The sequence below is a fragment of the Rhizobium sp. LjRoot258 genome, from assembly GCF_964254185.1.
Classification (GTDB): Bacteria; Pseudomonadota; Alphaproteobacteria; order Rhizobiales; family Rhizobiaceae; genus Rhizobium.
Map to the genome: position 1 here is coordinate 314,542 of NZ_CAXUST020000002.1, position 21,954 is coordinate 336,495.

A 21,954-nucleotide genomic window follows, 5' to 3' on the forward strand; every position below is an offset into this window, starting at 1 on the left:
CCATGATCTTCGTCAAAGATCATCGAAATCGTGCCCTTTGCGGAGCAGATAGATGTCCATGATCCAGCCGTGGCGCGCACGCGCTTCAGCCCGCACCCTGACGATCTCGTCTGCAACGTCGGCCAGTCGTCCGGCGCGCGTGATCTCGTTGGGCGTGCCAAGATAGGCACCCCAGAAGATCTCCGCGTCGGGGTCATCGATCTTCGAAAAGGCGAGCTCGCCATCGAGCATGACGACCGTGCTTTCGGCCCGATTGCCTTTTTCGACGAGACGCCGACCCGTGGTGAGTTCGAGTGGCTTTCCCACAAGGTTGATCGGAATGCGATGGCTTGCAGCAAGGGCTTGCACACTCGTAATGCCGGGAATGACGCTGAACTCGAAGGCGAAACTGCTTGCTACCCGGGCGCGTTCCAGAATGCGGATCGTGCTGTCGTAGAGGCTGGGGTCGCCCCAGATCAGGAAGGCACCCGTGCCGGCGTCCGGCAGGCCTTCGATGAGCCTGACATAGGTCTCGGCAATGGCGGCATGCCACGCATCCACACTTTCGAGATAGGTCCGGTCGGCTGTGGCGCGCTTTGGCACGGCAAATTCGATGATCTCAGTCTTGCTGTTGGTGACGTAGCGGCTGCAGATCTCGCGGCGAACAGCAGCCAGGCCGTCTTTTCCTGGGCCTTTGGTCGGGATGAAGATGGCGTCGGAGGCATTCATGGCGTTGATCGCCTGAATGGTGACGTGCTCGGGATTTCCTGTTCCGATGCCGATGATGTGGATATGAGGCACGCCTTCTTACCTTTTCAGTTCGGCTCGTTTGTGGCGCAACCAACCCGCCGCCGCAAGAGGGTAAGGCGCAGTTGGCCGCGGCCAACTTTGCGCGTGCCTGCCAGCCACGGCCATTCTTGTCGCGATTCGCGAATCATGACATTCTTGATACGCTTTTTAGCGCGATGTTGACAGAAAAGCGCATTGATAGGGATCGAGTGTTTTGGACAACATTAGCGTATCGACGACGGATGTCCGCATCGAGCGGCACGCCAACCAACTTTCGCGTCAGCTGAAGCTTCTTCGTGAAAAGCTCTTTCCGCCGTTGTCCCAGAAGACGCTGCGGACGTTCACCTCCGGGGAGGCGGCGCAAATGATCGGTGTGTCCGACGGATACCTGCGCCAGCTTTCGCTCGACGGCAAGGGGCCGCAGCCGGACGTCTCCGTCAACGGCCGACGGTCCTATACGCTTGCCCAAATCAACGAGCTGCGCCACCATATGGCGCGGATCAAGCCGAAGGATGCACTCTCTTATCTTCCGTGGCGTCGGCCGGGCGAGAAGCTGCAGACGGTCGCGGTGACGAATTTCAAGGGCGGCTCGGCAAAGACGACCACAACCCTCTACCTCGCCCAGTACCTGGCGCTGAACGGCTACCGCGTGCTGGCAATCGACCTCGATCCGCAGGCATCGCTGTCGTCCATGCTCGGGGTCCAACCGGAGTTCGATCTGGCTGACGGCGATACGCTCTACGGCGCGATCCGCTATGACGCGAGCCGCCGCTCTCTCAAGGACGTCGTACGCAAGACCTATTTCGACGGGCTTGACCTCGTGCCAGGAAATCTTGAGCTGATGGAGTTCGAGCACGAGACGCCGCGCGCTCTCGGGGATCGCCAGCGGACGGGGGAGGTGTTCTTTCGGCGTGTCGGTGTTGCTATTTCAGAGGTCGAGGCCAACTACGATGTCGTCGTCATCGATTGCCCGCCGCAGCTTGGTTATCTGACGCTCGGCGCCGTGTGCGCGGCAACGTCGCTTCTGATCACCATTCACCCGCAGATGGTCGACGTTGCGTCGATGTCGCAGTTCTTGTTGATGACATCGGATCTGCTGTCCGTCGTGCGCAAGGCCGGTGGCGACCTGCAACATGACTTCATCAAATATGTGGTCACGCGCCACGAACCGTTCGATGCGCCGCAGTCGCAGATCGTGGCGCTGCTGCGCAACCTTTTCAGCGACGACGTTTTGACAGCGACCATCCTAAAGTCCACGGCGATCGCCGATGCCGGGCTGACGAAGCAGTCGCTTTACGAGATTGAAAGGGGTCAGGTCCGGCGTTCGACCTACGACCGCGCGTTGGAGTCGGTCAACGCTGCGAATGGTGAAGTGCTGGCGGGAATTCACAAAGCATGGGGTCGGACATGAGCAGACGGGATCGACTGAAGGGGCTGTTCGACGACACGGCGCAGGAGTTGGCCGCGGCCAACTCGGAGGATGAGACGCCGATGCGCGGCCCGGCCGGTCCGGTCCGTTCGATGGCGCTGACGCTTGGGCGCATGGAGGAAGAAAGCAGGGCGATGCAGGAGGCGCTGCTATCTGGCGAGCGTGTCGTTGAACTTGATCCAGAACTCATCGACATGTCCTTCGTCAGAGATCGGCTCGCGGAGCTGCCCCAGGATGTTGCGGACGAACTGGTACGATCGATCGAGGAAGATGGACAGGAAGTGCCTATTCTCGTTCGACGGCATCCGCAGCACGATGCGCGTTACCAGGTGGTTTACGGACACCGGCGGCTTCAGGCGCTGCGACTGCTCGGGCGCAAGGTGCAGGCGATCATCCGGAAACTGGATGATGTCGATGTCGTCATCGCGCAAGGTATCGAGAATTCCGCGAGACGTAATCTGTCCTATATTGAAAGAGCCGTTTTTGCCTTCAATCTCGAGAGCAAGGGTTTCGAGCGGCCTGTTATCATGAAAGCCCTTTCGACGGACAAGACGGAATTGTCAAAACTGATCTCGGTTGCCAAGAGCATTCCAATGGAAGCCATCATGGCGATCGGTGCCGCGCCGGCCGCTGGACGTCGCAAATGGATCGCGCTTGCGCAAGGTTGGACCAGCGCAACGACCTCCCGGTTGCGGGGGCTGCTTGGCTCGGAGGACTTTGCCGCACAAGGGAGCGATCGTCGCTTCGACCTCGTTGTCGCCGAACTGGCAAAGAAGCCGGAGAGACAGGAGGCCACGGAGTATGAATGGTTTCCGAAGCGAGACGGCAAGATCAAGGGTCGCATCCGCAGCGCGGGCGATTCCTTTACCATCGCGCTAAAGACAGGCGATGCGGCGGATTTTGGCGGCTACATCGCGCGCCGCCTCGATGAACTCTACGAGGCATTCAAGGCTGGAAAGTAGCGTTGCGGCCGGCGTGCGCTCAGTCTGCCCCTAAAACCGGCGCCGCAGTGCGTTGCTCGAAATTCACCGTGCGGCGATTTGAGTGCTCCGACGATCCATGCCATACATGACGGAAGTTAAGCGTGATTTGGATTCCGTTGCGGAAAAATTAAGATAGCTAACAATGCGCTATGAGATCGACAGTCCATTGCTGGTCAGCCTGTTGCCGACGATCGTCCAGGCCGAGGATGGGTTGGCGAGACTGGACGAAAGGACGACACGCGTCACGGTCGCGGAAGGCTTTGCCGAGCGCCGACATTTCTTTGACGCTATCGGTGCCTTGTGGGTCGCCGGTGAACTGGTTCACGTCGAAGACCTCGTCTTGCACGACGCCCGTATGGATACACGCACGCCAAGCCACGAGCTGACGATCGCCCATTCCATTTTGCGTATGCGAAGGCGCATCTGGACTGCCGCACCCGACTGGGCGCTGAGCCCCTCAGGATTGTCGGTTCTGGCCGGCGGCATGGAAGGGGAGGGGGCCCTCGAGATCAAGAGCACAAAGCCAGCGATCGACGATGATGCTGAGGGCGAGGTGGATGCTCTTCTCTCCGCTGAACTGGCCGCGATCGATGCGATCCTGGAAAGGTCGCAGCGTTTGTTGGATAGCCATAGACATCTCGGCAGGTCCGAGCCACACGACACGCCCGAGCGCTCGCGCGAGAAGCGCAGCGACGATCCCCTCGGCCTGTTCGATGACGAGGAATGGGACGAGGTTGCGCGCCTCGGGGCATGGCGCAAGACGATTGCCATCGCCGATGGTTTGCCCGCGACACTCGGCGCAGCGCTGATATTTGATGCCTGGGAAAGGATCGAGCCACTTCGTCGGCAGCATTGGCTCGGAGGCCTCCTGGTCGCCAGCTATTTGCGCGCACGCGGCAAGGTCACGTCCCATCTTTTTGCCTTCTATGCGGGCCTCAAGACGATACGCCATGAGCGGCGACGTGCGCGCGACCGGCTGACGCGACTGCAGGCTTTTCTCGAGGGCATGGTGGAAAGCGCTGCCGCGGGACTCAAGGAAATGGACCGCCTTTCGCTGGCGCGCACGCAGATGGAAATCCGCTTCAGGGATCGACGATCAAACAGCAGCCTGCCGCGGCTTGCGGACTTCGTCCTGTCGCGGCCGATGGTGTCGTCGGCAATGGTGGCACGCGAGCTGCAGGTGACCAGTCGCGGCGCGCTCAATCTGCTGAACGACATTGGCATCCGTGAGATCACCGGGCGAGGGCGCTATCGAGCCTGGGGCATAATCTGATCTGAGAGTAAAAAGAAAGCGGCCAGGCGTGGAGACCCGACCGCTTTTTTTAGGTGAACACCCGATCCGCGCATCCTGTCACAGAGTGCGGACCGGGCGCTCTAGCGCTTCCATTGCCCCCAGAAGCGCTGATCCTTATTCCCGCTCGCCTGTGAAATTGAGCAGAAGCTGGAAGATGTTGACGAAGTTCAGGTAGAGCGACAGCGCGCCGAAGACAGCAAGCTTCTGGTTCGATTCCTGATCGTAGTTCTCGGAATACTGCTCCTTGATGTTCTGCGTGTCGTAGGCCGTCAGACCGACAAAGACGAGGATGCCGATGACCGAGATGGCGAACTGCAGCGCGCTGGAGCCAAGGAAGATGTTGACGATGCTGGCGATGATGACACCGATCAGACCCATCATCAGGAACGAGCCGAAGCGGGAGAGATCCTTCTTCGTCACATAGCCGTAAAGGCTGGTGGTACCAAACATGGTCGCTGCGATGAAGAATGTGCGTGCGATGCTCGTGCCCGTAAATACAAGAAAGACGGATGCAAGCGACAGGCCCATGACCGCGCAGAAGGCCCAGAAGGTCATCTGTGCCGTACTAGCGGACATCGTCTGGATCTTGAACGAGAAGAAGAAGACGAAGGCGAGCGGCGCAAGCATCACCACCCACTTGAGCGGGGACTGGAAGATCGGCACATAGAGTGCTGGCGTGCTGCCGACGACAAAGGCGACGATGCCCGTAATAACGAGGCCGACGCACATATAATTATAGACGCGCAGCATATGCTGGCGCAGCCCCTCGTCGAACAGCGCTTGCGAGCCTGCGGCCGAGCCGTAGCCAAAACGCGGATTGGTCGGGTTCATACTGATCTCCTCGGTTGAACTAATAAAGGGTGCGGGCGAGCCGATCGGCTGCCGTATCCAGGTTTATCTCGCGATCGCCAGTCACAAGCGCATAGGCGACATCGCCAATCTGCCAGTAGGCCGCTTCTGCCTTGTCGAGCGCGACATGGTTTACGGAGCGCACCGCGAATGCGCCCGGTCGCACGGCAAAGAGCGAAAGCTGCTTGTCTTGCGACGTCTTGATTGCCATTTCGACGCTCGGGCCGAACTCGGACGGGAATATCTGCACATCGGCGATCTTCCAGTCTTCTGGCAGTTGCGGCATGACGATCGCAGTCGCTGCGCGAATATCCTCCGCCTTGTAGATTGCGACGGATTGAGATGGCACCGACTGGCGCAGCAGCGCCGTATGATAGGCGCGCACCGCATCCTCGACATAGGCCGGGGCAGGCACAGAGGCGGCAACTTCAGTCGCCGTAAATGCACCGAAGGAAGTATGGGCGACCCAGCCTGCAGCGACAAGAACACCGACGGCTGCGATGCGCTGCACCGAATGAAGGATACGGCCATAGGCGAGGCCGCGTTCCAAACGTCGCGCCGCGTCGCGCGTATCCGGACGGCCGAACGCGCTTTCGCCGGCGAGCGCTAGGCGCAATTCACCCCTCATGCTGAGATCAGCCATGACCTTCGCGGCAATCGCGGGGTTCTCTGACAGGAAGGATTCGACCTGAATGCGACGCGCCACGTCGAGTTCGCCGTCGACGTAAGCATCGAGATCAGCGTCGATGATAGGATCAATTGCCTTCATTGCCGTTGCCTCCGATTAGTCTCAGATGCGATGCGCGTGGCGTCTTCTCCTCGAATTCGCGAAGCTGCGCGCGGGCGCGCGAAATGCGCGACATCAAGGTGCCCATCGGAATGCCGAGGGCCGTTGCCGCTTCCTGGTAGGAAAGATCCTCGATCGCAACCAGATGCAGTGCCTCGCGCTGTTCTTCGGGAAGATGGAAGAACGCGTCTCGTACCTGCTGGAGACGAACGGCATGCTCCTGGGCGGCCTGCAGCGACTGTTCCGTCTCGACGGCAGCTTCCTCGTGTCGGCGCGCCAAGGATCGATCCTGGCGGACGCGATCGATGTGCGCATTGTGCAGGATCGACAGCAGCCAGGTGCGCAGGTTGCCACCGCGGCGGAAGCTCTGCTTCTTCTCGTAGGCCCGCAGCAGGGCGTCATGAACGAGATCTTCGGCATCATCCGAATTGCGCACGAGCGAGCGTGCATAGCGCCGAAGCGCTGCCAGCTGGCCTATGACGTCGAATGGGCGTTCTTTGCGTTCCATGATTGAGTATACGGATTTGAGCGAAGAGTTATTCCAGCGGTCGAAAAAAAATCGAATGAGCGTTCGGCCGTCGATGGGAAGGCGACGGCCTGGCATCGGGACGATGCTGGCGGCAAAACCGCGTGGAACGATACGCTGGCCTATTCAGGTCGACCGTCCGACAGCTCCTCAAGGATGGGACAATCGGGTCTGTCGTTGCCGCGGCATGCGTGGATCAGATGCTCCAACGTGCGACGCAGTCCGGTGAGTTCCTGGATCTTGCGATCGATTTCGGTCAACTTCGTCTGCGTCAGTTCCTTGACATCCGCACTCGCCCGGCTCTTGTCTTCGTAGAGGGCCAGCAGCTGGCGACATTCTTCCACAGAAAAGCCGAGGCCGCGCGATCTCTGCAGAAAGCGCAGTTTGTGGACATCGGTTTCGGCGTAGTCACGGTAGCCATTTCCGCTCCGCTCGGGGCGGATCAAGCCGATATCTTCATAGTAGCGGATCGTCTTCGGTGCCAATCCGGAGCGTTGCGACGCTTGCCCGATGTTCATGCGACCTCCTATAGCTTGACGAACCGCAGCCGCAGCGCATTGGCGATGACCGAGACGGACGACAGGCTCATGGCGGCGGCAGCAATCATCGGCGACAGCAGCAATCCGAACACAGGATAGAGCACACCGGCCGCCAGCGGCACGCCAAGCGCGTTATAGCCGAAAGCAAAGGTGAGGTTCTGTCGGATGTTGAGCATCGTGGCCATCGCCAGCCGCCTCGCGCGAACGATCCCATTCAGATCACCTTTCACCAGCGTCAGGCCGGCACTTTCCATGGCAACATCAGCGCCTGTGCCCATCGCGATACCCACATCGGCTGCGGCGAGCGCGGGCGCATCGTTGACGCCATCGCCGGCCATGGCGACGACCGCACCCTTGGCACGCAGCTCATCGACCAAGGTCTTCTTGCCTTCGGGTAGGATGTCGGCGCGTACCTCGTCGATGCCGAGGCTCTTTGCCACGGCGCGCGCGGTGCGTTCATTGTCGCCCGTGGCCATGATGATCGTCAGCCCGTTGTCGTGCAGCGCCTTGATGGCAGCCGCCGTCGTCTGCTTGATCCGATCGGCAACCGCCACGAAACCAGCGAGACGGCCATCGATGACCACGAACATGACCGTCTTGCCGTCATCACGCAGCGACCGAACCTGTTCGGCAAGGGGGGTGACGTCGATACCGAGATCATCCATCATTGCGGCATTGCCGAGCGCGACAAGTGTCCCATCGGCTTTGCCCAGGACGCCTTTGCCGGTTCTAGCTTCGAAGTCGCTGACATCGCTCGGATCGATGCCGCGCTCCTGCGCGCCGGATACGATTGCCTCGGCGAGCGGATGCTCGGATGCGCGCTCAAGGCTCGCGGCCAGCTTTAGCAGGCGAGTGTCGTTGATGCCGCCAAGGGGAACAACATCTGTAAGTCTGGGCTTTCCTTCCGTCAGGGTGCCCGTCTTGTCGACGATCAGCGTGTCGACGCGTGCGAAGCGTTCAAGCGCTTCCGCATCCTTGATCAGAACGCCTTCATGAGCGCCGCGGCCGGTCGCGATCATGATCGACATTGGTGTCGCCAGGCCGAGTGCGCAAGGGCATGCGATAATGAGTACGGCAACGGCGGCAAGCAACGCATGCGCCATACGCGGCTCCGGGCCGACAAAGCTCCAGACGACGAAGGCCACGACAGCAGCAGCAATGACAGCGGGAACGAATATTGCCGAAACGCGGTCGACGGCGCCCTGGATGGGGGCGCGAGAACGCTGCGCTCTTGCGACCAAGTCGACGATGCGCGACAGAGTCGTGTCGGCGCCGACCTTCTCGGCGATCATGACCAGCGTTCCGTTCTTGTTGATCGTGCCGCCGGTGACCGCGTCGCCCGTCCGCTTTTCGACCGGAATCGGTTCGCCTGTTATCATGGACTCGTCGACAGTCGATTGCCCTTCGCTGACGGAACCGTCAATCGGGATGCGTTCGCCCGGACGAACCCGCACACTCTCGCCGACCCGTATCTCGTCGATGGCGACATCGGTCTCCGAGCCGTCTGCATTGACGCGCCGCGCGGTCTTCGGCGCAAGGTCAAGCAATGCGCGTATGGCCGAGCCGGTTCTTTCTCTTGCCTTCAGTTCCAGAACCTGGCCGACGAACACGAGAGCGACAATGACGGCCGCCGCTTCGAAATACACAGGAACGGCATCACCATGGCCGCGGAAGGTATGCGGGAATAGGCCGGGCACCACCGCTGCGACGACGCTGTAAAGATAGGCCGTGCCAACGCCCAGTCCAATCAGCGTCCACATGTTCGGGCTGCGGTTGACAAGCGAAGCAAAGGCGCGGCGGAAGAAAGGCAGGGCGGCCCAAAGGATGACCGGCGTGGCGAGGAGCAGCTCGATCCACGTGGCTTGCGGTTCGCCAATCCAGTCACGCAGCGGCAGACCGATCATCGGTCCCATACTGATTGCAAGCAGCGGGATCGAGAGTGCAGCGCTGACCCAGAGCCGGCGGGTGAAATCCACCAGTTCCGGATTCGGACCTGCATCTGCCGGTGGAATGCCCATCGGTTCCAGCGCCATGCCGCATTTCGGGCAGTCGCCCGGATGATCGCTGACGACCTCGGGATGCATCGGGCAGGTATAAAGGGTCCCTCTCGGCATCGGCTCTGGGGCAGGTCTATTTCCGTCGCGATAGGCGGCGGGATCGGCCTCGAACTTCGCCTTGCAGCCGGCCGAGCAGAAGTAGAATTTTTCGCCCTCGTGCTTTAGGACGTGCTTGGCAGTCGCGCGATCGACGGTCATGCCGCAGACCGGATCCGTCGCCGTCAGATAGTCATGCGGCGCAGCTTCGAACTTTCGCCGGCAGCCATCCGAGCAGAAATGATAGACATGCCCGGCATATTGAAGCGAAGGCTTGCCGGCCTTGGGGTCGACCGTCATTGCGCAGACAGGATCACGCACAACGTCGTCGGCAGTGTCAGCGCCGTGGTCATGACCATGTTCGTCGTGGTTGTGATGGTTGTGCGTTCTATCCATCCGAGTCTCCTTTGCCAAATAGGGCAGCGGAGACTCTTATGAACCTTCCAGCACCTGGAAGGTCAAGCGGAAAAGTTCGGCACCATGTAAGGCGGGTGGAATAGTGCAACGTGCCTTGCGACTGCTTTTTTTGAAAGGATCTCCACGCCTTGTCACGCCAGATCGCTGGACGAGGCTGAAACAGCATGTCTTCAGGCAAGAAGGCAGGTGAGGTGAGCCACACTCTTGGGGCCAGGGCGGATCTTCTGAAGACGTTCGGCCAAATCGGCAATCGGAGAGGGGGACAGCGCCGTGGGGCACAAAGTGGCGTCAGGTGGCAACGACGGTTGCGCGGTTGAGGCTCCACAACAGCGCGGTCGCCTGAGCGTCGGATTATTGGCGCACTGAAACAAAGGGCCTGCCGGGGCAGGCCTTTAGCAGGTTGCATCGATTATTTGGCAGATACTGAAATACCAATTACGACAAATTCCGCACCTTGTAGGTATGAAAGCACATCGGTCTGCTGCTCGCACGTCAGGAAAAAGCGGTAACCTAGGCTTTCGGTCCATCAAGAAGCTCAGTTCTTGCGATGGGGTCCGTGTTCCTCGGCGGGGACGTCATCAGCCTGCAGGATGAGAAGGGTTCCGAGCGCTCTGGCAGACTCTCGCGTCAGGGCATAGTGCAGCCACCCAAAGCGAGGATCGCGAATGTGAAGAAGCGGTTCTCCAAGCAGTGCGTCGGGTTCTGAGTACCAACGTGGATCGAGCACGGCGTCGACCATTTGCCCTCCTTCCCAATTCTCGTCATGAGGCGGCGGCATCTCAGCCCTGATCTGGCCGGCGCCTTCGATAAGATCTGATACGGAAGTTGCGTCAAGCACGAACGCGACCGGCGGATCTGTCGGAAACGTGATCGTTAGCGTCTTGAACTCGTCGTCGAGTTCCCACTGAGGTTCCCCGCTGTTGGTCATGCTCGCCTCTTGGTGATCGCATCGTGCAAGATGCAGTCGCGGATTGCCGACGACGCAAAACAAGAGAAAGCCGACGATGATTGATGGCCCTATTCGATACAACCGTTCGATTTAGGATGCCTAATATTGTCGCAACTTCTCTTTGATGGCACGTACTCACTTGGACGTAGCGACGTTGGGAACTGCTTCTCCAAAGATGCTCGATCTTTTAATCGACGCGTTCATCGCGGCCGGCACGTCGCGCAGCCGCCACCGCCTGTCCATGACGCCAACATGTGCGGTTGGTCGGCCTCGAGCGCAAATGTCTGCCAGCGAAGGTGCGCCGGCCGGGGCATGGTGCATGCAGCCCCGGCCAGTATTTGCCGATCAGCAAGGGACCAGTGGAGGTCGGGTGCCGCATCTCCTTGTGATCGTCGTGCATGGTCTTCGAATTTTTCGGCCAAAGTGAGACGCGAACCAATCGATGAAAACCTAGCCGAATAGAGGCTGGAACCGGCGGAGGCTGGGTGCCTTCGCAAGAGAAGCTCGCCGAACGGATGGTCGTATCTCACAGATCTCCGTCGCTTTTTGAGACTTTGTGGAGGATGGCGGCATAGGACCAACGAGGTGTCCAGCCCTTTAAGTCGCAGAATGCCTCTGCGGCGCCCATGGCAGCATGTTCGGCAGGTCACCGGGCGATGTCCCCCGTCAGTCCAGGGACGTCTTGACCTGCCAAGGCGACTCCCGGAGCAGGTCGCGTGGGGTCCGAAAGGTGAACCTTCCGGTCCGCACATTTCTTGGTCCGATTTCCTGCCCGCATGCTTGCGGGGAAACGCCACAACAGTTTCACGCACCCTGACGCGCCATCGACGCTTCAGCCAATTGCTTCATCGGCTTCAGCCCGTGCTTGCCTGCATATCCCCGTGCAGCTGCCGCAGCGCGCGCAGTCTGTTTTGAACGGTCTCAGCGCTTCAAAAACGGCATCGAGCTGAGGATTGGCCGCAGTTTGCGTCGTATCGGAGCGCTTCCTGTTTGCGGATGCCAATCGTTTCGAAGCGGTCCGCACGCGATCGATGCTCCTGAGAATGGCCAACATATGCTTCGCTTCCTCAGCTTCCATCGCGGTAAAGGGAACGCCATCCAGGCGCGCTGGCTCATGCGTTGCCTGATCAATGATAGCCCAGCCTGAGCCTTCGGTACGGAGACGATATTCTTCGGCCATCGACAATCCCCATTTCTTCGACACCTGTCATTCTGAACGAGGGCAGTCGAAGCTGCTATTTCCCAAATTGGCCGGTTTCATCGCTCAAAAGTTGTATATTCAAGGGTCGTAATATGATGGTTGGGACTATACTCGTGCAGCTCAGGTCAACAGTTCTGGCAGCCGTGAAGCGAAAGCAGCCGGTGGCAGTGCGCGTTGCGGGCGGGAAGAAGCTGGTTCTTGGATGTTGCCTGGTTCGACGCGATGACCAGTCCTCCATTGAATTGCCAGCAAGCCGCGGTCTTGTTGTCCTGGCCACAATGCCGGCTCAAAAGCCCGGCGTGGGTACCCTTTTCGGCTACAATGAAGTGCATCACTGAACCAAACGGCCGACTGGATACAAACACTACGATTAGCTATCCTTCGTAAATGGTTCTTGATCGACTGCTCAAGATAGCCGCGTGGTTGTCGCTTGCCGCCATCCTGTTCGTGACCGTCTCGCCGATCGGTATACGACCGCACGACGTCATGTCCGTGCGCTATGACCGAGCACTCGCCTTCACAGCAATGGCTCTCCTGTTCGTGGTAGCCTATCCCCGTCACTTTTGGGCTTGCGCTATCCTGGTCATACTTGGAGCGGCCACAATAGAACTCCTCCAGTATTTCTCACCAACCCGCCATGCGCGGCTTGAGGACGCTTCTGTAAAAGCCGTCGGCGCAACAATCGGCGTGGCTCTGGGGTTTGCAGCAAACTGGATCCGTCCGCCGCGCTCGAGCTAGTCTGCTGTAAAGGTGAGTCAAATTTCCGGTCGAGCCATTTCAGATGGCTGGTCAACTCGTTGTGGATGGAATCCAGGTCGTTTTTTTGAGCGGCTCGGGACAACACCTTCGCTCGTGATCTGGTCGGGCCTCCCGTCAGGGCGTGCTTTTGCTTCCATTGCGGAAGAACCATCTCCAGGGGCTTGGGTTTCGATCGGGTAACCCACCGGGGCCAATTGCATTTGTGGCTGAGGGCAGGAAATTTCCTGGACGCTAAAAAACGCATCTGGAGACAGCCGTGGTCGATTTCCCTTCAGATGATCAATCGACGAAGACACCGACGCTTGCGGCCCGGCCCATGGCGTCAATCACTGTGAGCTTCGAGTAACCGCTGCCATCCGGCATCCACTGATTGGTGCGCCGCCGAGAGACGTCGGGCAATGGCTTGCCGTTGGCAAGCCAGCGGAAAGGTGCCCGTCCGCCTTGCAACTTCAGCGTCAACGGCGATAGATCGCCAGTTCTTGCGCCAAGGTCGACATGCGCGCCCTCAGGCGGATAGACGATCTGCGGTGCCGGCTCGCGGCCGGAGGTTGTCAACAGGCCACTTGGATTGATGGCGAAGCGACGTTGACTGATCGCCAGTTCGGCCTGTGCGATCCGCATTGCTCCTGATGGCGGACGGGGGAGGGGCGTGGTTGCGATCCCCGATTTTGCAAAGCCTTCAAAGAGGATGGGGGCCGCAGTCCCGTACCCCGTCAATCCCGGCACGGCGCCGTTGTCAGGGCGACCGACCCAGACACCAAGAACATAGCGCCCGTCATAACCAACCGACCACGCATCGCGGTAGCCGTAGCTCGTACCGGTCTTGTAAGCGATCCCTCGTTTGGGAGCCCCGGGCGGTGGAATGACGCCGGAGAGGATGTCGGCGACATTCCAGACGGCCACCGGGTCAAGCAGGCCTTCCCCATCGATCTTGCCTGGCTGCTCGTTGACGCCATCGCCGATGCGCGCAGGGCGGCCACGATTGGCGAGCGCGGTGTAGAGCTGCACCAAATCCTTCAGCGTGACGCCGAGGCCACCCAGTCCAATTGCAAGTCCCGGCGTTTCGTTCGGGGGCAAAAGAGGCCGCACCTCGGCGCGGCGAAAGCGGATCAGCAGCTTTGCCGGATTGACGGCATCAAGCAGCTTTACGGCCGGCACGTTCAGGGACAACTGCAGGGCCTCGCGCACCGTGACGTCGCCCTGATAGCTCATGTCGAAATTTCGCGGGCGGTAGCCGAAGAAATCGGCGGGGCGATCCTCGATGATCGTCTCCTGGCTGACGAGACCTTCCTCGAATGCCAGGCCGTAGATGAACGGTTTCAGCGTCGAGCCCGGCGAGCGGCTGGCGCGCGTCATGTCGATCCAGCCAGAGCGGCTGGCATCGAAGTAATCGGCTGAACCGACCTCGCCGACGATATCGCCCGTCTGCGCATCCGCCATGACCATAGCGATCGACAGCTTCGGACCGAGTTTCAATGCGGCGGCGCGGGCAACGGCTTCCAATCCCGTCTGTACCGTCTTCTTCAGGGTCGTCTGGTATTGCAGCGCTTTCGGATCCTTGCGGCGGGCCGCCTCGGCCACATGGGCGGCGAGCGCCGGGAGCTGAATGCGCCGTGCCGGCACCGGAACGATTTCAGCGCGTGCCGCCTCACCCTCTCCAACTGCCTCGGCGACGGCGACACGCTCCAGCACCCGTTTGCGAGCCGTCTCCGCGGCCGCAAGATTGCGGTCCGGGCGGCGCTTCTCCGGCAACTGCGGCAGCGCGACGAGGAGGGCGGCCTCGGCGACCGTCAGCCGCCGCGGCTCTTTGCCGAAATACGCAAGGCTTGCAGCCCGCGCGCCCTCGAGATTGCCGCCATAGGGTGCATGCGTCAGATAGAGATTTAGGATCTCATCCTTCGATAGCCGCCGCTCGATCTGGATTGCACGTGCCATCTGCAGGAGCTTCGCCGACAGAGAGCGGCCTTGGCGTGGTTCAATCAGCCGCGCGACCTGCATCGACAGCGTCGATGCGCCGGAGACGATGCGGCCATTGGTGACGAGCTGGACGGCGGCACGTGCGATCGCTCGTAGATCGATGCCGCCATGCGTGTAAAACCGCCGATCCTCGTAGGCGACAAGCATCCTGAGGAATTGTGGATCGACATCGGCGCCAGTGGTTTTGAGACGCCAGAGACCGTCCGGTGTTGCAAAGGCCCGCAGCAACTGACCGTCCGCATCGAGCACCTCCGCAGACACTGTATCGGCCTTGTCGAGCGGCGGCGGATAGGCCCGGTCGGCGGCGTCGAGCAAGACCAGCCCAGCACCGGCAAGGATGATGCCGGCAACGCTTCCAATCACGAGCTTCGGTGTCAGTCTCATTTCGCTGCTGCAGTGACCTCCATCTTGCCGGTCGCCGTGCGGGCAGAAAGCTGTGGGCGATACATGTCCTCAACGACGGCGGCCGGATGATCATAAGTGCCAGGTGTGACGGCGCGCACGACATAGGCGACATTGATTTCACGGTTGTCGTCCGCCGCGCGGTTGAACGCCGCCACGAAGCGGTCATTGCGGAATTCTGTGTGGGCGGCCGTGACCTCGCCGATCCACTCGAAGTTGGTCAGTTGAGCGCTGTCTACAAGGCTTGGATTGTCGATCTGGAAGCCGGCCGGCAGCAGATCCGTCACGACGATGCGCGACGGCCAGCTGTTGCTTTCCGTGATGTGCAGGACGACGACATAACGCTCGTTCTGCTTTGCCTCGGTCACATTCGTCTGCTCGCCATCCATCGTGTAGTAGGTACGCTCGATGGCAAAGCCGTCGCCGCCTGCCGGCGGCGGCACAACGGGAGCGGCGACCGTCGTCACGACAGCCGAGACCGGATCGCTTGTCTGGTTGGTGAGGGCAAGCGCATTGCCGATCAAGGCGTCTCCAGTCATTTTTGCCATATAGGCGCCGTTGTGCAGCGCGCCGTTGACGTCGATCTTGATCGAGTCGTCGCCGCCCTGAATGGCGCGTGCGGCAAGCAGCATCCATGCCTGTTCCTGAGTGCTGGTATATTTGCTGCGGTTCCATTCCTTGGCGACAGCCTTCGCCAGTTCGGGAACCACCGGCGGGACCGGACGGCTTTCGGCTGCGAGGGCAAGGATCGCGGCCCCATCCCGCAGGATCGAGCCGTAGTCAGTCCTCGAAAGATTGACCCTTGTGACCATCGATTGCTCGGACATCTGCAAGGCGTCGACGAAGATGTTGTTCGAGCGGATTGCATCGCCATAGAGCGCTAGCGCTGCCGCGATATGGGCCTTGGCAAGCGGCGTTGGAAAGTCGTTGATCATCGTATCGGCATAATATCGAAGGTCGCTGATCGCGGCCTTCTTATTGCGGGCGAGAACGTAAAGCGCATAGGCAATCTGATCGCCCTGCTCCTTGACATTGACGTCATAGCTCAAGGCGTTCTGCAGGTTCTCGAGCGCTTGCGCGAAGGCGCGATCCGGTACGTCGTATTTCTGCTCGCGAGCGCGGGTCAGGAAATCGGTGACATAGGAATCAAGCCAAAGATCGCCACTGTCAGGTCCCCAGAGGCCGAAGCTTCCGGCCGAGGCCTGGTAGGAAAGCACCCGGTAGATTGCGTCCTGAACGCGTTTCTTCACATCGGCGTCATCTTCAAGGCCAGCTTGCGTGGCAAGCTCGCTCAGATAGAGCAGCGGCAGGGCACGGCTCGTCGTCTGCTCGGCGCAGCCGAACGGGTAGCGATCGAGTGACATCAACAGGGCCGGAATGTCAAAGGCCGCCGAGCGCGTGACGCTGACGCTGACGGAGGCACCCGGCAGCACACTGTCTGCCAATAGCGCCTTGTCGACTGTCAGCTTGGCGCCTGGATTGAGCGCCAGCACGCGGCGCTCGGTCAGCGGCAAAACAGCCGGTCGGACAGGAACGTCAACCGTTTGATCCAGCGACAGGCCTGCCGCGTCCGACAGATTGATCGAAACGCTGCCGTTGCCCGGCTGGTTTGCCGTAACGGCAAGTGTCAGGGCGGATTTAGCGCCGGATTCAAGGCGGATCGTCTGCGAAGCCTGGTTCACCCTTACCGCGTCGTTGCCGGTAACGGTCAGCTTGTAATCGCCTGCTGGGGCGTCGGTGTTGGCAATATCGAGGCGAAGCTCGGACGCATCACCGGGCGCGAGGAAGCGCGGCAAGCTCGCCGTTACGACGACCGGATCGCGGATGATGACATCCTTCGTGCCATGACCAACGCCGGCCTTCGACCAGGCAACCGCCATCACGCGGGCTGTGCCGTTGAACTGTGGGATGTCGAAGCTGACGGTTGCCTTGCCCTTAGCATCGAGCTTTACCGGACCGGAGAAGAAGGCGACGAGCTTTTGCGTCGGTGGGCTTCCCTCAAGCGCCACGCTGCCGCCATCACCGCCTGTCCTGAGCTTGCCGGTAGCGCCGAGCGAACCGTCGATCAGCCGCCCGTAAAGGTCGCGGATCTCGAGACCGAGCTGGCGCTGGCCAAAATACCAATCTTCGGGGTTCGGCGGCTCGTATCTTGTGAGATTGAGAATGCCGACATCGACGGCAGCAACGGTCACATAAGCATCCTCGTTGGCGCCTGCACCTGCAACGGCCAGCGTAATCGGAAGCGGTGCGCGCGGCAGCATCTTTTCCGGCGCGTCGATCTTGACCTGCAATGCGCGGTCGGCGGGATCGACCTTCAGCCATTTGACGCCAATGGCGCGCATTGGCATATGGCTCTCCTGTGCGTCGCCGGGGCGGAACAAGGTTGCAGTCACATAGGCGCCAGCGCCCCAATCAGCGGTGACCGGGATGTCGACTTCGCCGCCGTTCTCACCAACCGTAGCGTTCTGGATGGCAACGAGGTTTTCCGTGCCGGCCGCGATCATCAACTCACCGGCATAGCGCGAAGAGATCTTGAGCTTGGCTGTTTCGCCGACCTTGTAGCTGTCCTTGTCCAAGGCGATCTCAAGCCCGTCAGGGGTCTCCGTCGACGTCGCCTGGACAAACCAGCCGGCGTCGAACTCGACGGACGACGCAGGGCCGTCGGTCTCAGTGCTTTCCACTTCAAGGCGGTAGCGCCCCCAAGCGACCGCAGAGGAAATTTTCGCCCCGTCCTTGGTCGCACTGATACTGCCGTTTCCAACCTGCTCGGCTGTGAAAATCGGCTCGTATTTCCAGGCAGTACCGTCGCGATACCATTGGTAGTCGCGGTTGAGCTTGTAGAGCTTCCAGCGCAGGCCGCTCATCGCCTGCTTCTCGCCGTCCGCTCCAACGCCGATGACGGTGAAGTTGGCGATCGAATTCTCTCCAAGGTCGCCCGAGAATTCCGGCTTGATGCCGATCATCGGGCCTTGATTTTTGACAGGAAGGGCAAGCGATCGCTCGATCGCGCGACCGCCGGCTTCCTGCATCCGGATGTAGACCGTCGCATTGAGAAGCTGCGTCGTCGCCGGCAGATCGCCGACAGTCAACTCCGTGATACCCTCGCCGTTCTCATCGAGTTCGGGAAGGCCTTCGATGGTCTGGCGGGTGTCTTCACTGGCTTCCTCATCGGCGAGGCCGAAGAAGTAGCCAGGGAATGTGTCCGCCTGCCGTGTCGGCTTGATGACGACATCGCCTTCGAGCGAAAGCCCGGCGGCTGGCGCGCCGTAGAGATACTTGCCGCTGATGTTGATGGTTGCCGGAGTGTCCGGACCGATAACCTTCGCCTCGGTCTTGATCTCCATGTCGGTGCGATCCGGCACGAAGTCATCGACAAGGAACGTCTTCGTCGCAATTGGCGAGCCTTTCGGATCGGTGTGAATGTTCATCGTCCAGGTGCCGCGCATGGCGCTTTCCTGAACAGGCAGGTCGACGGAGTAGCCGCCAACATTGCTGGTCTGACTGACGATCCGGCGGTCCTCGACACCATCGGGACGCAGAAAGAGGAAGGTGAGTGGCAGGTTCTCGATGGCGTTGCCATCGGTATCGCGGGCGAGTGCCGCAGCATGCACCGTCTCACCGGCGCGGTAGATGCCGCGCTCCGTCCAGGTCAAAACATCGATGGCACCTGGCGAAGAGCGTCCCGTTACGCCGCGATCGGACAGATCGAAACCAGCACGGGTCATGTCGAGGAAGACGTAGTCGGTGGTGCTTTGCTTTGCGGTGATGACCGCGGGCGTGAGTGCTGCCGTGGCACGCATCAGACCGGCGGTAAAGGTCGCCCGACCGTTCTCGTCGGTCGTAGCGGTTCCCAGCACTTCATTGTTCTTCGCCAGCAGCTGCAGCTCGACGCCGGCGATCGGTTTTGCCGATGCAAGCGAGCGGGTGAACACGTTGAGACCATCCGTGCCCGCATAGGTGGTGACCCCAATATCGGAGACGACAAACCATTGCGTCGCCTGCGCATTCCAGTCCTGGTCCGGGGCGTTTGGTGCGGTTGCCGTTAACACATAGACGCCCGGCTTGCGCTCGGGCAGTGCCTCATCCACCGGAAAACTGGTGACGACGTCCTTGTTGAGATCGCTCGCGATATCGATCGAGCCTTGCCAGACGAGTTCACCGCTTTCGTCTTCGATCCGCTGTGCGCTGTAGCCATCGAGCTGGGTCAGGAATTGCGAGCTCGTCAAGAGCGGTGCGATGCCACGATCACCGATACGGTAGAGCTTGAGATTGGCGGAGGCCATGTTGACGGAAACGATCGGAATTCCGCGACGCGCGGTCGACGGCAGCACAAAGCTGTCGCCGGTGAAGCGCACGCTGGCAGTGCGATCCTTGACATAGATATCGAGGCTGACCGGAGCTTCAAGGACTTCATCGACTGAAGAAGGCAAGCCCGTACGGAAGGTGATCTTGTAATTTTCGCCATGCGTCAGCCCCTCGACGCAGATCTGCTTGTCTTTGGTTTCGAGCGCCTTGGGGGCGGCGCCGTTCAGCGTCACGAAAGGCGTATAGTCCACAGTTTTGACCAGGGACTCCGAGAATGTCGCGCAGGTGCGCGGATTTGCACTGTCTGCGTCGACCGTATGCTCGGTAATGCGAAATCCTTGCGTCGATTTGAGCTGCAAGAATGCCGCCTGAACGTCCTTGGCGTTCACGAGCGCCAGGCTTGCCTTGTAGGCGTTGAGGGCGGCGCGATAATTGGTGTTCTTTTCGAGTGCGGCGGCCAGCACGGAGAGCGCCTCGGCACGGCTCGACGTCGTCCTGGTCAACTCGTAGCCGTTCACAGCGGCAAGAACAGCCTGTCCGTAGATCTCGCTGCCATTGTTGTCGTCGGTCTTGACAAAGCTGTCCCCGGCACGAGCCGTTTCCAGCCAGAGATCCGCATTCTCCGGTGAAAGAGCAAGCGCACTGCGGAAGGACTTCATCGCGTCGATGACATTGCCCGCCGTCAGGTCGAGGCGGGCATTGGCAATCAGACTGTCTGCGCTCTGGCCCTGCTGATCATCGGCCACTTCAAGATTGGCCTTGTCGTCGCGCGCCTGCTGGATCACGTCGCCGGAGAGGAAGGTGAGGCGAGGGGCCGCGCCGATGTCCGGCTCCTGCTGCATGGCTGTCTCGACGATCCTGCCGGCAATGGCGCCCGGGAAGGCATTCATCGTCTTGAAATCGGACTTCAGGAAGCACCACTTCACCTTCGGATTATAGGTGAACGCCTTGCAGGATTTGTCGCCGATGCAGGACGTTTTGCACTGATCCAGCGTGACGTTCTGTTCAGTGCGCAGATCGAAGCCAAAATAATCGGCGTCCTGGATCGTCTGGATCTGGCGCTTCGTATCCGCCGCCAGGGCGGGAAGGCTTGCGATGATTGACGAGACAGCAACGGCGACGATAGCGAAAAACGCGCGTACAGACATGTAGTCCCCCCGAGATGCTGGCGCTGATCCGGCTGCACTCTCCGCACTCCACGTCCGGTTGTCAACTCGATCAAATGCGCTGTTTCGCAATGAGCCAGGTGCTGCCGCAGCGCTCTCACATCGGCGTGAGGTACTGGGTTTTGATTTGCTTGGTGGAGCGCCGTGCACCATCGTTGCGTCATGACATCGGGAGACTTCGATGTGTTCCGCTTTTCTTCTCCGAAGGTTTGATTTTCGGTTCATTCTGGCTGCCGTGACCTTGTTAGGATCGCCCGTCTTGGCCGCAGAGAGAGCTGTTGTTCTCCCGCCGCCGGTGATCGACGAGCCCATCAAGGCAAACGCGCAAACCGCTGTGTTCGCAGGCGGATGCTTCTGGGGCATTCAAGGTGTCTTCCAGCATGTGAAGGGCGTGAGATCGGCTGTCTCTGGCTACGCCGGAGGAACAAGCGGTACGGCGATCTACGAGACCGTCAGCACTGGAACGACAGGTCACGCCGAGTCGGTAAAGGTGATCTTTGATCCGTCCGAGGTCAGCTACGGAACGCTGTTGCAGATTTTCTTCTCGGTCGCCCACAATCCGACAGAGCTAAACCATCAGGGTCCCGATACCGGCACACAGTACCGATCAGCATTGTTTGTGGCGAGCCCGCAGCAGCGTCGGATCGCGGAGAATTACATTGCGCAGCTCGGCCGGGCCGGCATCTTTCCGGACCGGATCGTAACTAAGATCGACAATCTGGAGGGCTTCTATCCGGCCGAGCGCTACCATCAGGATTTTCTCGCTCGCAATCCGACAAATCCCTACATCGTCATCAACGACCTGCCGAAGATCGAAAACCTGAGGTCGTTGTTTCCGCGCAACTTTCGCAGCCGACCTGTCCTCGTTCTCAAGGCAAAGGGTTGATATCCCCGAAAAAACCGGGCATCTCACCGGCACTGCGGTTGCGCTGTTAACGATTTGTCAATGTTAACAGTACTTTGCCTGTAAGTTATTCCGCCCCAACCCGGAACATATCGTGCTCGCGTTCGTTATCCAGGCGCCAACCAACATGCAGTTGAGCGTAACCAGTGTTGCAAAATGAGTAAAAAAAGGGGCAGTTCATGGCCAGCGATGTCGAAACCAAGCGGCCGACATACGGTGATGCGCGTCAAAGCGTCTTGATCGTTGAGGATGAATTCCTGATTGCCCTTGACCTTGAATCGACCATCAAGGAAATGGGGCTCGACGTGACCGGTGTCGCCCGCGACAAGGAGCAGGCGCTGACGCTGGCGCCGCTGGCTGACATTGCATTTGTGGATGTCAACCTGGCCGACGGTGCAACGGGGCCAGAGATTGGACAACGTCTCGTCGAGGAATTTGGCGTAACCGTGGTTTTCATGACTGGCAACCCTGAAGCCGTCGTCGGGCGTGTTCAGGGAGCGCTGGACATCCTCAGCAAGCCGGCCACGCCATCGAATGTGCAGACCTCTTTGCGCCATGCGCTCGATGTGCGCCGCAGTGCCTGACGGTTGCGATGTGAATTCCCGC

General features: G+C 60.1%; 15 protein-coding genes. 6 read left to right on the forward strand and 9 right to left on the reverse strand.

The window, feature by feature from the left end; translation table 11 throughout:
• Positions 1 to 12 precede the first annotated feature (12 nt).
• Positions 13 to 780 (reverse strand): precorrin-6A synthase (deacetylating), encoded by a 768-nt coding sequence (cobF, locus tag ACSQ9D_RS22315; RefSeq protein ID WP_436284145.1) that lies wholly within the window; start codon positions 778 to 780, stop codon positions 13 to 15.
• 202 nt (positions 781 to 982) lie between these two features.
• Here cobF and repA point away from each other — a divergent pair, with 202 nt between their 5' ends.
• The 3 genes from repA to ACSQ9D_RS22330 all read left to right on the forward strand — a co-directional run bounded on the left by repA (position 983) and on the right by ACSQ9D_RS22330 (position 4,453).
• A complete protein-coding gene (gene repA, locus ACSQ9D_RS22320) occupies positions 983 to 2,179 on the forward strand; it encodes a plasmid partitioning protein RepA (RefSeq protein WP_072373754.1) in 1,197 nt (398 codons plus the stop codon).
• Complete coding sequence (repB, locus tag ACSQ9D_RS22325; protein WP_436284146.1) at positions 2,176 to 3,159, forward strand: plasmid partitioning protein RepB; 984 nt, start codon at positions 2,176 to 2,178, stop codon at positions 3,157 to 3,159. Before repA ends, repB begins: the two co-directional genes overlap by 4 nt.
• 163 nt (positions 3,160 to 3,322) lie before the next feature.
• A complete protein-coding gene (locus ACSQ9D_RS22330; protein ID WP_436284147.1) occupies positions 3,323 to 4,453 on the forward strand; it encodes an RHE_PE00001 family protein in 1,131 nt (376 codons plus the stop codon).
• A 135-nt stretch (positions 4,454 to 4,588) separates the two neighbouring features.
• On the opposite strand, the gene ACSQ9D_RS22335 is transcribed toward ACSQ9D_RS22330, so the two are convergent.
• The 6 genes from ACSQ9D_RS22335 to ACSQ9D_RS22360 form a co-directional block, all read right to left on the reverse strand.
• Positions 4,589 to 5,305, reverse strand: coding sequence for a Bax inhibitor-1/YccA family protein (locus tag ACSQ9D_RS22335; protein ID WP_037118759.1), 717 nt, complete (start codon positions 5,303 to 5,305; stop codon positions 4,589 to 4,591).
• 19 nt (positions 5,306 to 5,324) lie between these two features.
• A complete protein-coding gene (locus ACSQ9D_RS22340; protein WP_436284148.1) occupies positions 5,325 to 6,092 on the reverse strand; it encodes an anti-sigma factor family protein in 768 nt (255 codons plus the stop codon).
• On the reverse strand, positions 6,079 to 6,618 hold the full coding sequence (locus tag ACSQ9D_RS22345; RefSeq protein WP_436284149.1) for a sigma-70 family RNA polymerase sigma factor: 540 nt from the start codon (positions 6,616 to 6,618) through the stop codon (positions 6,079 to 6,081). Before ACSQ9D_RS22345 ends, ACSQ9D_RS22340 begins: the two co-directional genes overlap by 14 nt.
• Before the next feature lie 140 nt (positions 6,619 to 6,758).
• Positions 6,759 to 7,154, reverse strand: a complete 396-nt coding sequence (gene cueR, locus ACSQ9D_RS22350) for a Cu(I)-responsive transcriptional regulator (protein WP_436284150.1) — start codon at positions 7,152 to 7,154, stop codon at positions 6,759 to 6,761.
• Between the two features lie 8 nt (positions 7,155 to 7,162).
• Positions 7,163 to 9,664 (reverse strand): heavy metal translocating P-type ATPase, encoded by a 2,502-nt coding sequence (locus ACSQ9D_RS22355; RefSeq protein WP_436284151.1) that lies wholly within the window; start codon positions 9,662 to 9,664, stop codon positions 7,163 to 7,165.
• A gap of 556 nt (positions 9,665 to 10,220) precedes the next feature.
• A complete protein-coding gene (locus ACSQ9D_RS22360) occupies positions 10,221 to 10,613 on the reverse strand; it encodes a hypothetical protein (RefSeq protein ID WP_436284152.1) in 393 nt (130 codons plus the stop codon).
• Positions 10,614 to 12,222: 1,609 nt separating this feature from the next.
• Here ACSQ9D_RS22360 and ACSQ9D_RS22365 point away from each other — a divergent pair.
• On the forward strand, positions 12,223 to 12,573 hold the full coding sequence (locus tag ACSQ9D_RS22365) for a VanZ family protein (protein WP_436284153.1): 351 nt from the start codon (positions 12,223 to 12,225) through the stop codon (positions 12,571 to 12,573).
• A gap of 300 nt (positions 12,574 to 12,873) precedes the next feature.
• Here ACSQ9D_RS22365 and pbpC read toward each other — a convergent pair whose 3' ends face one another.
• On the reverse strand, positions 12,874 to 14,955 hold the full coding sequence (gene pbpC, locus ACSQ9D_RS22370) for a penicillin-binding protein 1C (RefSeq protein ID WP_436284154.1): 2,082 nt from the start codon (positions 14,953 to 14,955) through the stop codon (positions 12,874 to 12,876).
• Complete coding sequence (locus tag ACSQ9D_RS22375) at positions 14,952 to 20,426, reverse strand: MG2 domain-containing protein (RefSeq protein ID WP_436284155.1); 5,475 nt, start codon at positions 20,424 to 20,426, stop codon at positions 14,952 to 14,954. The genes pbpC and ACSQ9D_RS22375 overlap by 4 nt, the downstream gene beginning before the upstream one ends.
• Before the next feature lie 199 nt (positions 20,427 to 20,625).
• Here ACSQ9D_RS22375 and msrA point away from each other — a divergent pair, with 199 nt between their 5' ends.
• Both msrA and ACSQ9D_RS22385 read left to right on the forward strand, forming a co-directional pair.
• Positions 20,626 to 21,330 (forward strand): peptide-methionine (S)-S-oxide reductase MsrA, encoded by a 705-nt coding sequence (gene msrA / locus ACSQ9D_RS22380; protein WP_436284156.1) that lies wholly within the window; start codon positions 20,626 to 20,628, stop codon positions 21,328 to 21,330.
• A gap of 197 nt (positions 21,331 to 21,527) precedes the next feature.
• On the forward strand, positions 21,528 to 21,932 hold the full coding sequence (locus ACSQ9D_RS22385; RefSeq protein WP_436284157.1) for a response regulator: 405 nt from the start codon (positions 21,528 to 21,530) through the stop codon (positions 21,930 to 21,932).
• Positions 21,933 to 21,954: the final 22 nt, after the last annotated feature.